General features: G+C 63.2%; 12 protein-coding genes and 1 tRNA gene. 5 read left to right on the plus strand and 8 right to left on the minus strand.

From position 1 onward, the window contains the following. Positions 1-8: 8 nt before the first annotated feature. Positions 9-479, minus strand: coding sequence for a RidA family protein (locus tag B9Y86_RS02370; protein WP_085482565.1), 471 nt, complete (start codon positions 477-479; stop codon positions 9-11). Then, entirely contained in the window at positions 479-649 is a 171-nt protein-coding gene (gene sp36 / locus B9Y86_RS17465; protein ID WP_170927111.1) for a Sp36 family protein, read from the minus strand. Before sp36 ends, B9Y86_RS02370 begins: the two co-directional genes overlap by 1 nt. 110 nt (positions 650-759) lie before the next feature. Here sp36 and B9Y86_RS02375 point away from each other — a divergent pair, with 110 nt between their 5' ends. The 4 genes from B9Y86_RS02375 to B9Y86_RS02390 all read left to right on the plus strand — a co-directional run bounded on the left by B9Y86_RS02375 (position 760) and on the right by B9Y86_RS02390 (position 5,146). Beyond that, positions 760-3,231, plus strand: a complete 2,472-nt coding sequence (locus B9Y86_RS02375; protein WP_176223226.1) for a transglycosylase domain-containing protein — start codon at positions 760-762, stop codon at positions 3,229-3,231. Positions 3,232-3,244: 13 nt separating this feature from the next. Next, the gene (locus B9Y86_RS02380) at positions 3,245-4,183 is read left to right on the plus strand and encodes a metallophosphoesterase (protein ID WP_085483720.1); all 939 of its coding nucleotides are present in this window, start codon (positions 3,245-3,247) and stop codon (positions 4,181-4,183) included. 57 nt (positions 4,184-4,240) lie between these two features. Further along, positions 4,241-4,317, plus strand: a tRNA-Pro gene (locus B9Y86_RS02385). A 112-nt stretch (positions 4,318-4,429) separates the two neighbouring features. Continuing rightward, a complete protein-coding gene (locus B9Y86_RS02390; protein ID WP_085482569.1) occupies positions 4,430-5,146 on the plus strand; it encodes an SGNH/GDSL hydrolase family protein in 717 nt (238 codons plus the stop codon). Here B9Y86_RS02390 and B9Y86_RS02395 read toward each other — a convergent pair. The 4 genes from B9Y86_RS02395 to B9Y86_RS02410 form a co-directional block, all read right to left on the minus strand. After that, a complete protein-coding gene (locus B9Y86_RS02395; RefSeq protein WP_085482571.1) occupies positions 5,143-5,757 on the minus strand; it encodes a thymidine kinase in 615 nt (204 codons plus the stop codon). The two genes, B9Y86_RS02390 and B9Y86_RS02395, sit on opposite strands and share 4 nt — an antisense overlap. Positions 5,758-5,831: 74 nt before the next feature. Further along, positions 5,832-6,926, minus strand: coding sequence for an Rv2578c family radical SAM protein (locus B9Y86_RS02400; protein WP_085482573.1), 1,095 nt, complete (start codon positions 6,924-6,926; stop codon positions 5,832-5,834). 39 nt (positions 6,927-6,965) lie between these two features. Further along, on the minus strand, positions 6,966-7,925 hold the full coding sequence (locus B9Y86_RS02405) for a ThiF family adenylyltransferase (RefSeq protein WP_085482575.1): 960 nt from the start codon (positions 7,923-7,925) through the stop codon (positions 6,966-6,968). Beyond that, positions 7,925-8,713, minus strand: coding sequence for a GNAT family N-acyltransferase (locus tag B9Y86_RS02410; protein WP_085482577.1), 789 nt, complete (start codon positions 8,711-8,713; stop codon positions 7,925-7,927). Before B9Y86_RS02410 ends, B9Y86_RS02405 begins: the two co-directional genes overlap by 1 nt. Before the next feature lie 201 nt (positions 8,714-8,914). Between B9Y86_RS02410 and B9Y86_RS02415 the strand changes: the two genes are divergently transcribed. Continuing rightward, positions 8,915-9,772, plus strand: a complete 858-nt coding sequence (locus tag B9Y86_RS02415; RefSeq protein WP_176223227.1) for a hypothetical protein — start codon at positions 8,915-8,917, stop codon at positions 9,770-9,772. On the opposite strand, the gene B9Y86_RS02420 is transcribed toward B9Y86_RS02415, so the two are convergent. Both B9Y86_RS02420 and B9Y86_RS02425 read right to left on the minus strand, forming a co-directional pair. Then, positions 9,766-10,422 carry a response regulator gene (locus tag B9Y86_RS02420; protein WP_085482579.1) on the minus strand — a complete coding sequence of 219 codons (657 nt, stop codon included), beginning with the start codon at positions 10,420-10,422 and terminating at the stop codon, positions 9,766-9,768. The genes B9Y86_RS02415 and B9Y86_RS02420 overlap by 7 nt on opposite strands. Further along, on the minus strand, positions 10,419-12,746 hold the full coding sequence (locus B9Y86_RS02425; protein WP_085482581.1) for a putative bifunctional diguanylate cyclase/phosphodiesterase: 2,328 nt from the start codon (positions 12,744-12,746) through the stop codon (positions 10,419-10,421). Before B9Y86_RS02425 ends, B9Y86_RS02420 begins: the two co-directional genes overlap by 4 nt. Positions 12,747-12,768: the final 22 nt, after the last annotated feature.

Genomic DNA, 12,768 nt, shown 5'->3' on the forward strand with positions numbered 1-12,768 from the left:
GGGAACGCCTAGGCGAACTCGACGATCACCTCGATCTCGACAGGAGCGTCGAGCGGCAGAGCGGCGACACCCACGGCCGAGCGCGCGTGGATGCCACGATCGCCGAACAGCTCGACGAGAAACTCGGATGCGCCATTGATCACGCCGGGCTGGCCCGTGAACGACGGGTCGGATGCGACGAATCCGGTCACTTTGACGACCCGCGTCACACGGTCGAGCGAGCCGATCACATTCTCGACGGCGGCGAGCGCGTTGAGGATGGATGTCTGCGCGAGCGACTTCGCGATCGACGGCGAGACCAGTTCGTGGCCGTCACCGACCTTGCCGGTGTATTCGAGGCTGCCGTCGACGAACGGAAGCTGGCCCGCTGTGAACACGAGATTGCCCGAGATCACGGCGGGAATGTATGCCGCAACCGGGGGCACGACCGTGGGAATGGTGATTCCGAGCTCAGCGAGGCGCGCAGCGATCACACTCATCAGGAGGCCTCTCCCGCTGCGGCGACGGGACGCTTGAGGTAGGCGACGAGTCCGCCCTCGGGGCCCGTGACGATCTGCACGAGTTCCCAGCCCTTCGCCCCCCAGGTATTGAGGATTCCCGTCGTGTTGTGGATCATGAGCGGTGTTGTGACGTACTCCCAAGTGGGCATCCGCGTTCCTTTCTGGGCATTTGCCAGCATCATCGATTACTCTCGAGCATATGTCTGCCCAGAAATCTAAGGTTAGCGGCGTCATCGGAGCGATCCTTGGACTCGCGGGGATGAGCGCCATTGCTGGCGTTCTCGTCACGGCCATGGTCGCCCCCGCGCTCGCAGTCACCGGTATCGCCACGAACAACTCCATCGGCATGTTCGAGAACCTGCCGTCGAACATCCGCCCCGACGTGCTTTCGCAGAAGTCGGAGATCTATGCGAAAGATGGCGCCGGAAACCCGGTTCTTCTTGCAGCGGTCTACGACCAGAACCGCGAAGAGGTCGGGTGGGATCAGATCTCTCCCTTCGTGAAGGATGCCGTGGTGTCTGTCGAAGACCCCCGCTTCTACACGCACGGTGGAGTTGACATCGTGTCGGCGGCTCGTGCCGCCGCTCAGAGCGCTGCCGGCGGCGACGGCCCCGGCGCATCGACCATCTCGATGCAATACGTGCGCAACATCCTCATTCAGAAGACCGAAGAGATCCAAGACAAGGCCGAGCGCGACAAGGCCTTCGAAGACGCGACGAAGACCACTGTCGACCGCAAGCTCAAAGAGATGAAGCTGGCCATCGGGCTCGAGAAGGAGTTCACGAAGGATCAGATTCTTCTGGGCTACCTCAACATCTCGAACTTCGGTGGAACCGTCTACGGCATCGAGGCCGCCGCCCAGTACTACTACGGCGTCTCGGCGAAAGACGTGACTCTGGCCCAGGCGACCAGCCTCGTGGCCATGGTCAACGAGCCGAACGGCCTTCGCATCGACCAGCCCGACCAGCCGCAGAAGATCGCCGACAATCAGGCCAGGCGCGACGTCAACATCCTTCCGGCCATGCTGAAAGAGCACAAGATCACGCAGGCCCAATTCGATGAGGCCAAGGCGACGCCTGTCACACCGAACATCGTCGAACCCTCGACAGGCTGTACGACCGCGAACGCCAACATCGGCGCCGGCTTCTTCTGTGACTACGTCTCATACATCGTCAAGAACGATCCCGTGTTCGGCGCAGACGCAGACACCCGCTGGCAGAAGTTCCGCACCGGCGGCTTCAAGATCTTCACAACCCTCGATATCGACCTGCAGACGGCCGCGATCAATTCCATGTTCGAGAACGTTCCGAAGACAGCCGCGGAGCTGGACCTCGGATCGTCCATGGTGACCGTTCAGCCCGGCACGGGCCGAGTGCTCGCGATGGTTCAGAACAAGGTCTTCAATCCGGCCGAAGGCGCGAGTCCCGAAGAGACATCCATCAACTTCAGCACCGACTACGATTACGGCGGATCGACCGGCTTCCCCTCGGGATCCACGTACAAGGCGTTCACGCTGGCACAGTGGCTGAAGACCGGACACTCGATCAACGAGCGAGTCAACGGAAGCGTTCAGACATTCAATCTCGCCACCTTCAAGAACCACTGCGAAGGGTCGGGAGGCGGTACCTACAAGTCCGCCAACGACGGCGGGCCCACAGGATCGATGACCGTTGCCACGGCGACAGCCAACTCCGTCAACAACGCCTTCATCGCCATGGCACAGAAGCTCGACATGTGCGACATCACCCAGACCGCAATGGACTTCGGCATGCACCGCGCCGACGGAGCACCCCTGAAGCAGGTCGTCTCGTCGGTCCTCGGCATCAACGAGGTCGCGCCGCTGACGGTCGCGGCCGCATATGCCGGTATCGCAGCCGGTGGAAACTACTGCAAGCCCATCGCGATCGATCAGATCGTCGATTCCGCGGGTGCCGACGTTCCGATCCCCCCGGGCGAATGCAAGCAGGCCGTCGACCCGAACGTTGCCGCAACCATGGCGATTCCCATGCAGCAGGTCGTGGCGAACGGTACCGCTACGGGCGCCCAGATCGGCGACGGCATCCCTGTCCTCGGAAAGACCGGAACGACAGACGGTGAGAACCACGTCTGGTTTGCCGGTGCCACCACCGCGCTCGCCACCGTCATCTGGGTCGGCAATGTGCAGGGCACAACCTCCGTGCGCTACACGAGCATTCCCGGTTACGGCAACGTCGGAGACATGCGCTGGCCCACCTGGACGCAGTACATGCGTCAGGCGAACCAGAAGTTCCCTGGCGTCGCGTTCCCTAAGGCAGATGGGTCTCTCACCCAGGCTCCACAGGTCGCTGTGCCTGCGGTGCAGGGCAAGACCATCGCTGAGGCCCAATCGCTGGTCGAGGCTGCTGGCTTCACGTTCCAAGACGGCGGAGCAACCGACAACGAGGCCCCCGCGGGCACAGCGGCCGGAACCGATCCTGCCGCTGGTACAAACGCGACCAAGGGTGCGACCGTCACCGTCTACACCAGCAATGGAGCACTGAAGAGCATCCCCGATGTGATCTCCGGCTCCAACACCCTCGGCGACGCCGCCAACAAGCTCGGCCAGGCGGGCTGGAAGTTCGCGGGTACGAAGTACCAGGTGACCGGCGACGGTTGTAACGAGCAGAAACCGATCGGCACAGAACCCGCCGTCGGCAGCTTCGCGAACCCCGCCAGCCAGGGCGTATACATCATCGGTTGTAAGAAGAAGTAGCGACCAGGTGGCATTGTCCCGTCAGGCGACGGCCGCCGCGACAGCCCTCGGGCTGACCGTGGCGGCCGGAGCTGCTGCCTTCGGGTGGGGCTCCCTTGTGGAGCGCCACCTCTTCACCCTTCGCCGCGTCTCCGCCCCCGTGCTTCCCGCCGGCGCGGCGGACATCCGGGTCTTGCATATTTCGGACCTGCACCTGGCGCCGTGGCAGCACGACAAACAGGAGTGGGTGAGGCGACTCGCCCTGCTCGAACCCGACCTGGTCGTCGACACCGGCGACAACCTCGGCCACACCGAGTCGTACGATGCCATCGCATACGCGCTCGAGCCGTTACGCGGCATCCCGGGCGTCTTCGTGAACGGCTCGAACGACTACTTCGCGCCGACATTCAAAAGCCCCCTGCGATACTTCATGGGGCCGTCGAAGATGCATCGCGACCCCACGCGGCTCGACACGAAGCGGCTCGAAGCAACGTTCGCCGATCTGGGCTGGCAGAACCTCAACAACCGCGCCACGAATCTGGTGGTCAACGGCACTCGCATCGAGTTCTTCGGTGTCGACGACCCTCACCGCCACTACGACAGGCTCGACCGCATTCCGGGGGCTCTCGACGAACTGCGCGAAGACGAAGACGACGACTACGCCGCCGATCTCACCATCGGGGTCGCGCACGCGCCGTACCAGCGCGTGCTGAACTCATTCGTGACGCACGGGGCAGACGCGATCTTCGCAGGCCACACGCACGGAGGCCAGGTGTGCGTGCCCGGCTTCGGCGCGCTCATCACGAACTGCGATATCCCGAGAGACCAGGTCAAGGGACTGAGCGTGTGGCGACACGGACTGCGCGCGGCGTACCTCAATGTCTCTGCAGGCCTCGGCACATCGATCTACGCGCCCTTCCGCTTCTCGTGCCTGCCCGAGGCAACGCTGCTCACGCTCACCTCCTCGCGCTGACCCGTGCACGCGGCACCTGCCGAAATCGGCTAGGATGATTGAGGCCTTCGGGCTGATCGGGGTATGGCGCAGCTTGGTAGCGCGCGTCGTTCGGGACGACGAGGTCGCAGGTTCAAATCCTGTTACCCCGACCATCACAAAGACTCCCTCTCACACGAGAGGGAGTCTTTGTGTTTACGGAATGTACAGGTCACAGAGTAGTCACGCTCCGAGAGGACACTCGGCTTACTCCGCTAGATTTCGAGAGTGAACACACTCGCTCGCCGCAGTCCGCGACGGAACGGCATCGTGACCCTCCTGACCGCCGTGGCCTCGGTGACCGTTCTTCTGCTCGGCGGGGTCTTCACTTCTGCCCAGCCCGCGGCGGCAGCCGAAGACGTCGTAGGCAAGCGACCCCTCGTCGTCTTCATCGGAAACTCTTTCACGAGCGGATCAGCGATGGACACCGGCGGCATCGCCCGGTACCCGTCATTGCTGTCCGCCCAGCTCGGGTTTCCGTACATGACCCTGACCGCCGACGGCGCCGGTTATGCCTCCGCCGGAACAGAGTCGCGCACTTTCCTCGCCCTGGCGAAGAAAGTGCCCCAGAACGCCGCTGTCGTCGTCGTGCTGGGCAGTGACGACGACGCCGACAACACGGCGGCGCAGATCCGGGCCGGAGCAGCCGAGACATACGCCCGCATCCACGAGCAAGCTCCAGGGGCAGTCATCCTCGCCGTGGCATCCCCGTGGGGCCAGACGCCCCCGCCGAAAGGCATCACGACGGCGCGCGACGCTGTGCGAGACGCGGCTCTGCAAGACGGCAACGCTTTCATCGACACGATCACCGACAAGTGGCTGGTCGCCGGACCAGCGGGTCAGGTGGGCTCAGACGGAGTGCATCCGACAGACGTCGGCCACGCAGAGATGGCGAGATACCTTGCCCCCGTGATCAGCCAGCTGCTGCCCTCCCGTTCGGTCTAAGAACCGCTTCCGAGCACGCCGCCGCTTTCCTCGAGATAGCAGACGCCGCACAGCGACTCGTAGGTCACGTGCTCACCATCGATCGCGACCTGAGCTCCGTCGAAGACGAAAACATCGTCGATCTTGCGCGAATTGAAGATGGCCTTGCGCCCACAACGACAGATGGTCTTGAGTTCTTCGAGACTGTGCGCGATCTCCATAAGGCGCGCACTGCCGGGAAACGCCGACGTTTGGAAGTCGGTGCGAATACCGTAGGCCAACACCGGCACATCGTCGAGAATCGCAATGCGCAGGGCGTCGTCGACCTGCTCGGGTGAGAGAAACTGCGCCTCGTCGATCAGAAGGCACGAGATCTCGCCCGAACCATTCGCAACCGACAGGTCGCGGCGCTCGATGAAGTCCGCCCTGAGATTCGACGAGGGAGTCACGAGAAAATCGACCTCGCGCGTCACACCGAGGCGAGACACGATGCGGGTGTCGCCCTTGGTGTCGACCGAGGGTTTGGCGATGAGTACGTTCTGCTGGCGCTCCTCGTAGTTGTAGGCAGCCTGGAGCATCGCCGTGCTCTTGCCGCTGTTCATCGCCCCGAACCGGAAGTAGAGTTTCGCCACGCCTCCAAGGGTAGTTGCTCGCGCATCATGCCGGACTCGATAAGCACAAGGGCTCTTGTCGCCGGTTACGAAGCTCAGAACAGAGTCGGCTGCCCCTGGTCGATCTCTTCTGGAATGATCGACCCCGCCGACGGCGCCGGCCCTCGCACCGATCGTCGGTCGCCTCGCCCGATGGCCGAACTTCGAATCCCGCCTGAGGCCGGGTCTTCGATGGCCCGCTGAAGCCCGTGAGCTCGAATAAGCGGCTGGATGCGCGCCGCCAACCACTTTCTATAGTCTTTCGGCGCATAGCTGTTGGCGCCGTAGTACATGCGCCCGTATTGCTCGACGAGTTCGGGATGCGCAGACTGGAGCCACCTGAAGAACCACGTCTTGACGCCCGGGCGCAGGTGGAGCGCCGTGTAGAGAACCGTTGTCGCACCCGCGGCCTTGATCTGGCCCAGGGCGTCGTCTAGATGCGCCTTGGTGTCTGTGAGGTAAGGCAGGATCGGCATGAGAAACACGCTGCAGTCGAGGCCAGCCTCGCGCACTGCCGTGACGGTCGCGAGGCGAGCTCGTGTGGAGGGGGTTCCCGGCTCGATCGACTGCTGCAGGTCGTCGTCGTAGATCGCGATCGACATGGCCAGATCGACGGGCACCGTGGCGCCCGCCTCGACCAGTAGCGGCAGATCTCGTCGCAGAAGAGTGCCTTTGGTCAGAATCGAGAACGGCGTCTGCGATTGCGCCAAGGCCTCGATGATGCCCGGCATCAGGCGGTACCTACCCTCAGCCCTCTGATACGGGTCGGTGTTCGTGCCGAGCGCCACCGGACTGTGCTGCCACGCCGGTCGCCGAAGTTCTTTCTGGAGCACCTCTGCCACGTTGAGCTTGACGATCAGCTGGGCATCGAAATCGGCGCCGGCGTCGAGGTCGAGGTAGGTGTGCGTGGGTCGTGCGAAACAGTAGACGCAAGCGTGGCTGCAGCCTCGATAAGGATTGATGGTCCAGCCATAGGGCAGCGACGTGCTCTGGCCCGGGATCTTGTTGAGAGCGGACTTCGCGAGGATCTCGTGAAACGTGACACCCGCGAACTCGGGGGTCTGCACCGAGCGCACGAGATTGTTGAGCTTCGCCAAGCCAGGAAGAGCCGAAGGCTCCGTCGTTGCTAACGCTTGACCGCTCCACCGCATGCAGTCAGTCGAACATATATTCGAAAGAGAGTCAACTCATCACGACTCCGACGAGGCCTGAACCCTTCGTCGGTCGATGTCGGCTACAGCATACGAAGCAGATGGGTTGCGGCCGAGTCTCTGCCGAGCCGCCGCCACCACGAGGTGGCGCAGATGGCTGATCCGTCCTGATCTCAGCACGCGCGCACGGAAGCGGTACGAATCCATGTACGCGATGCGCGGCGCCCAGACGGGAGACGGACGACGAACGGATATGCCCCGGGTGAGATGGAGGAACGCCTGCGCCGAGGCGATCGACGACAAGAGGTCGATTCCGATCGCCAGAGAGGGCAGCGATACAGATTCTCCGGCGCCATCCCTGGACCGCACCGCAGCGAGCGCCCGCAGATCGGAGTACGGCGGCACATAGGGCAGACTCCTGGCGAGATCCATGCTGTGCTCGGCGATCTCATCCAACGGCATGCGTTCGTCGAGACCCATGAATCGCTCGAATGTCCACGGGCCGGAGGGCGCGAACGAGGTGACCTGCGCAGCGAAACCCACGTTCATCGCCATGAGATCGGGGATTCCTCGAGCCCTGGCGGCTCGCGCGACCAGGACGCCTATCTCCGGCTGTGTCGACTCGGATTCGTCGACCACGAGGTGGGCGCCGGCAATGAATTCATCGACAGATTCCGGGGTGACCCCCTCGGTGAACACCGCAACTCGGGCATCGGGATTGATGTCGAGCACACGATCACGGAACACCTCGGCCTTGTTACGCCCGTAAGTGGATACCGCCGCACCATCGACACGGTTCGCGTTCTGAGGTTCGAATGTTTCGGGATCGGCGATGCTGAATGACGACACACCCATGCGGGCGAGCTTGAGGCCGAACTGGAAGCCGCCCCCGCCCGCGCCGCAGATGGCCACCGTCGATCGGATCAACGCCCTCTGTTCGTCTTCGCTCCAAAAACCGTAGTTGCGCGCGAACTCGGGAGAGAGAACCGTGCGAGGCACTATGCGACGCTCGTCGCTGTGCTCGGCACCCGTCCGACGAATACGAGCCGACGACCCGCCGCCAACAGGCGTTCCACGAGCCCGCTCGTTCGACCCGTGACGGTGGCGGTGGACGCCTCGACGTCGATCTCGATCGGCACGTTGTAATCGAGGTAGTGCTCGATGAACCTCACATCGCCGATGCGCTCGATCGTGATGATGCTCTTCAGATGTCTCTCGAACCACGGCTCGATGATGGCGAACGCTCGACCGAGACCATGGTTGGTGACATACGCCAACATAAGCGCGAAGAGATACCACTGGATCGACTCCTGAACCACGGCAACCTTGTGCCGTGCGATCACTCGCGAGACTTCGACCGCGTTCCACGCCAGCGGGCCGTCATCGAATGCGTCCGGGCAGAAGTCCTCAACGGGCAGAGGAGTGCCGTGGAGCGAATCACCTGGCCGAGCCTGACCGCGCACGATGAGTCTCGACACACCGACGACCCGCGTTCCGTTCGGATGATTCTCGAGCACACAGAACGTGACCGACCGGGAATCGTCGGCATCGCGGTCTGTGCCGTCGGGAAGCAGGTCCTTCTCTGCGAGTTGACCGGTCTGGTCGACGTAGACCCGTTTTCTCAATCGAAAGTGGGCGAGGTACTCATCTTCGAGCCCGGGCACCGCGACGCCATCCACTGCCAGCACACCCATCGCCAGGCGAGAACTCGGAGATGCGTCGAAAACCGTCGACGACACGACTGGAATAACGGCCTCGTTTGTGACGGACTGATCAACGTGCGACATGCCGCCCCTGCTTCGTGTTCTCCGTGGCGCGCATGGAACTTTCGGACCACTGTGGCCCCACTCGCCGCGTGCTTGTTCGATCATATGACAGCCGCGCTCGGCGAGAATGCGCTCGGCACCGCGGCACGCCATGCACGACCTCTCCGAAGCCGCCAAACTTGCTAGTCTGGGCATCGGATATTCGTGACTCGGAGGGATCCCATGCCAGCTGGAGATGCACCGGTCCTTTCTCACGCACGCTCGAGCGGTCCGCACGCCGAGGAACGCACACGCATCCTCTCACTCGCCATCCGTCGAGTCGGCGCATCCGGCCTCGATGTGGGATTCGAGCAGGCGACCCTCGACGAGATCGTGCGCGAGGCCCAGATCTCCTCTCGCGTCGCCACGCGTATCTGGCCCCACCACGACGACTTCCTCTACGACCTGTTCACGGAGATCGCGCAGCAGACCCGACGTGACCTGACCGACACGGAGACGCTCGTCGCCACGTGGGGTTTTCTCGGTTCGCGCCTGGACGACCTGCGCACGCCGGAGGGCCGGCGCGGCATCATGCTCGACGTCGTGCGCACTGCCGCCGAACAGAACCTCGAGGAAGTCACGACCTCCGCTGCCTGGCGGAGCTACGCCAGTCTGTCTTTGACGATTCTGTCGCGCCCCGAGAGCTCGGGTCGTTCTGCAGTGCTTCACGCTCTACGCGACAGCGAGGTCGCCTTCATCGACACCATGGAGATGTTCTACCGGAACATCATGGCCACTGTCGGCTATCGACTCAAAGAAGAGTTCCATAACGATTATCACCCGTTCGTCGTCGCGACCGCCGCTGTCGTCGAAGGCCTCGGCATCTCGCGCACAACCGTTCCCGAGGTCGTCGACTCGCACTTCTCACGGTCGGGTGAGGGCGACGACAACTCGTGGTCGCTCGTCTCGCTCGCTTTCGTCGGCGTGCTCGAGGCCTTCGTCGAGTTCGACCCCGACTACGAACCCGAAGAGGCGATCTCCCGACTCAGCGGCGGCGTCGATGTCACCCCGAGCCCGGCCGAAAACCCGCAGGGCTACTGAGCGGCTTCTTCACGCTCGGCGAGGTATCCGTCTTCGGCAGCGCGACGCAGAAGCTCATCACGAGTGTCGACGCGTCTCCCCTGCGCTTCGTAGCTCGTCCTGATCGCCTTGAGTGCAGCTCGCACCCGCTCGAAGCGCACACCTTCGATCAGTGCGATGTCGACCGTACTCTGGCCCGTCGCATAGAGACGAAGAACCCTACGCTGCCAGTCGTCCGGCTCTATAGCTCCTGAGGGCTCATCGGTGTCGGGGCATGCCTTACCGGAGCCCGGACCTCCCAGTACTCGCCGCGCTGCATCGATCAGAACCTCGGCAGGACGAGACTTGGGCACGAACGCGTCGGCGCCCGACTCGAGGGCATCGGTCTCGGCCTCCGATCCGCCTTCGGTACTCATGATCACGACGCGTGCGCCCGCTTCTGTGCACGCGCGGATTCGCTCACGCAGCGTCGACGGCGACTCGATCACCCGAGCCATCAGGACAACCTCGGGCGGAAAGGATTCGTCAGCTACGAGGCTCTCCCACGAACCCGAGACGGCGACCACGGTGAAGTCCGGGGCATTCGTCTCGATCCACTGGGCCAGTCCGTCAATGACGAGAACGTGGTCGTCGACAAGAGCGATCCTGTGCGGGGGCGCAAGGTCGGTCACGAGATCACCGCCGCCGTGCCGAACTTGCGGATACGGTCCATCGTTTGGCGGAACGACTGAGGGCGACCGAAATAGTATCCTTGGGCGCTTCGCACACCGAGTTCGACCATCACATCGACCATATCCGGGCTCTCGATTCCCTCGACGATCATCGTGTAGTCGAGGTTGTCTCCGAAGCCCTGCAGAGCTTTGATCACCTCTCGCTGCCTGACGTCGCCGAGGTCGTCTATCAGGCTCTTGTCGATCTTGAGGATGTCCATGGGGAACCTCACGAGAGCACCGACCGACGAGTCGTCGGAGCCATAGTCGTCGAGAGCGATGATGACACCCGCGTCTTGCATGATCTCGGCCTCCCGCCGGAGGTCATCGGTGACCGAACGCAGCGACCGTTCGTTCAGTTCGATACACATCGAAACATTGGGATGCGATCGAGCGACCTCCCTGATGAAGGGCCCGAGGTGGTCCTCACTGATCTGCCCCAGTTCGAGGTTGACGGTCATGCACGCGATGCTCGGCTCCACTGCATAGAACTTCTCGGCGGCATCCATGGCCTTGACGACGATCTGTCTCGTCAGCTCATCCATCAGTCCGAGACTCTTGGCCCTCGCGACGAGCGACGACGGCGAGATCGGACCGAGCTCGGGATCGATGTAGCGAACGAGCGCCTCAAAGGCCCAGATCCGGCCCTGGTCGATGCTCACGATGGGCTGGAAGGCGAGAGTAAGCCTGTCTTCGTTGATCGCGCGAGCAACGATGTCGTTTGTGCGGGTCGAGCGGTGCGACGCGATGCTCACGCTGCTTCCCTCCGCCGGGCCTCCCTGACGTCGAGATCTCTTGACCTGCAGCATGCTGCGATCGGCGTCGACCACCAGAAGTTGCGCGTCGATCTCGCGGTGTCCCGAGAACGCGAGTCCGGCACTCACCACCGGCGTGAACTCCTGCCCGTCGAGCGTCAGAGGCGCGCCGAGCTCGCCGATGATCGTGTCAGCCAGCTCCTTGCTCTGCGCCACGGTCTGCAGTTCGGTGAGGATCACGACGAACTCGTCGCCCCCGATGCGCGACACGAAATCTCTGACCCCCACGGAATTGCGAAGGCGAGAAGCGACGACCTTGAGGAGTTCGTCACCGGTGTGGTGCCCTCGGGAGTCGTTGAGCTTCTTGAAATTGTCGAGGTCGATGAAGAGCACCGCTATGCCCGAGTGATAGGACCTGTTCTCGTTCGCCTCGACGAGCGCCGATTGGAAGGCCCCATAGTTGGGCAGCCCGGTCAATGGGTCGCTGTTCGCTCGGCGCTCGAGGTTGTCGACATCGTTCTGGATGCGCACGGTCTCGCTCGCCATATGGGCCAGCGCGGTGAGGGCCTGCTGCTCCACTCCCCCGAGAGGAAGAGCGCCCAGACGACGCGAGGCGACGATGTACTCGTCGATACCCGACTCGAGGCGCACGCGCGATCCGATCTCGCCATGCTCCGGAGGCTGCGTGCGCACCTCTGTCTCACTCGCCTGCAACACCATCTTCGCGCGCAACTCGAGCGCCTTGCGAAGACCGCCTTCCATCGCCCAGGGAAGGTCCACGGCCGCACCCACGACGCCACTCAGTCTCTGGTTCACCCTCCTGAACCGTGTCCACTGCCCGATCACCAGGAAGAGCGTCGCGGCCAGGAGGATCACGAGGGGGGTGAGTCGAGTATCGGAGTCTCGTTCGAGCCACGGAATGACGGCGGTGTCGAGAGCACTCATGATCGTGGAGACCACGGCCACCAGAAGCACGACCGCCGCGACCCGCGCGAGGCTCAGTGCAGACAGCCCGAATGTCTGCTCGAGGCTCCACCGGCCTCGGGCACGGAGGAACTCGAGGAGAAGCGCGACACCGAAGTACGCTCCGCTTGCCAGGGTGTACGCCAGCAATGACCAGACTCCGGCCCGAGCGAGTTCATTGTGCACGGTAACGAACACGAGCCCGCCGACCGTACTGATTCCCACCGCGTAGAGGGCCACCGCAATGCTGCGGAGCACGAACATCTGAGACGCCAAGAGGCCTACGGCCCAGATGGACACACTGAGAAGGTATTCGGACTCCGGCCGCGCGAGCGAAAGCAGAGTCACGGCCACTCCCAGCATGGGCAAACCGCTGACCCGGCCGGAGGGGAATCGCAGATGGGAACACATCACGCATCCGAGCGCGGTGATCAGTTGCACCGTCCACGACGCGGGCTCGCCCGTCACAACACCGACGCCCGCGTAGACCACGGCGGCGATTGCGACCGCCACAAAGGGAACGACGTAGAAACGCTCGAATATCGACAGCTTGAAACGGTTGACCATCAGCCCGGCTCTCCTCGCACGG

The organism is Agreia pratensis (genome assembly GCF_900177685.1).
Lineage (GTDB): Bacteria > Actinomycetota > Actinomycetes > Actinomycetales > Microbacteriaceae > Agreia > Agreia pratensis.

What these genes read in the sequence shown, in the direction of transcription:
- B9Y86_RS02370 (WP_085482565.1), bottom strand. Translation starts at nt 479, where the DNA reads ATGAGTGTGATCGCTGCGCGCCTCGCTGAGCTCGGAATCACCATTCCC.
- sp36 (WP_170927111.1), bottom strand. Translation starts at nt 649, where the DNA reads ATGCCCACTTGGGAGTACGTCACAACACCGCTCATGATCCACAACACG.
- B9Y86_RS02375 (WP_176223226.1), top strand. Translation starts at nt 760, where the DNA reads ATGAGCGCCATTGCTGGCGTTCTCGTCACGGCCATGGTCGCCCCCGCG.
- B9Y86_RS02400 (WP_085482573.1), bottom strand. Translation starts at nt 6,926, where the DNA reads ATGCGGTGGAGCGGTCAAGCGTTAGCAACGACGGAGCCTTCGGCTCTT.
- B9Y86_RS02410 (WP_085482577.1), bottom strand. Translation starts at nt 8,713, where the DNA reads ATGTCGCACGTTGATCAGTCCGTCACAAACGAGGCCGTTATTCCAGTC.
- B9Y86_RS02415 (WP_176223227.1), top strand. Translation starts at nt 8,915, where the DNA reads ATGCCAGCTGGAGATGCACCGGTCCTTTCTCACGCACGCTCGAGCGGT.
- B9Y86_RS02425 (WP_085482581.1), bottom strand. Translation starts at nt 12,746, where the DNA reads ATGGTCAACCGTTTCAAGCTGTCGATATTCGAGCGTTTCTACGTCGTT.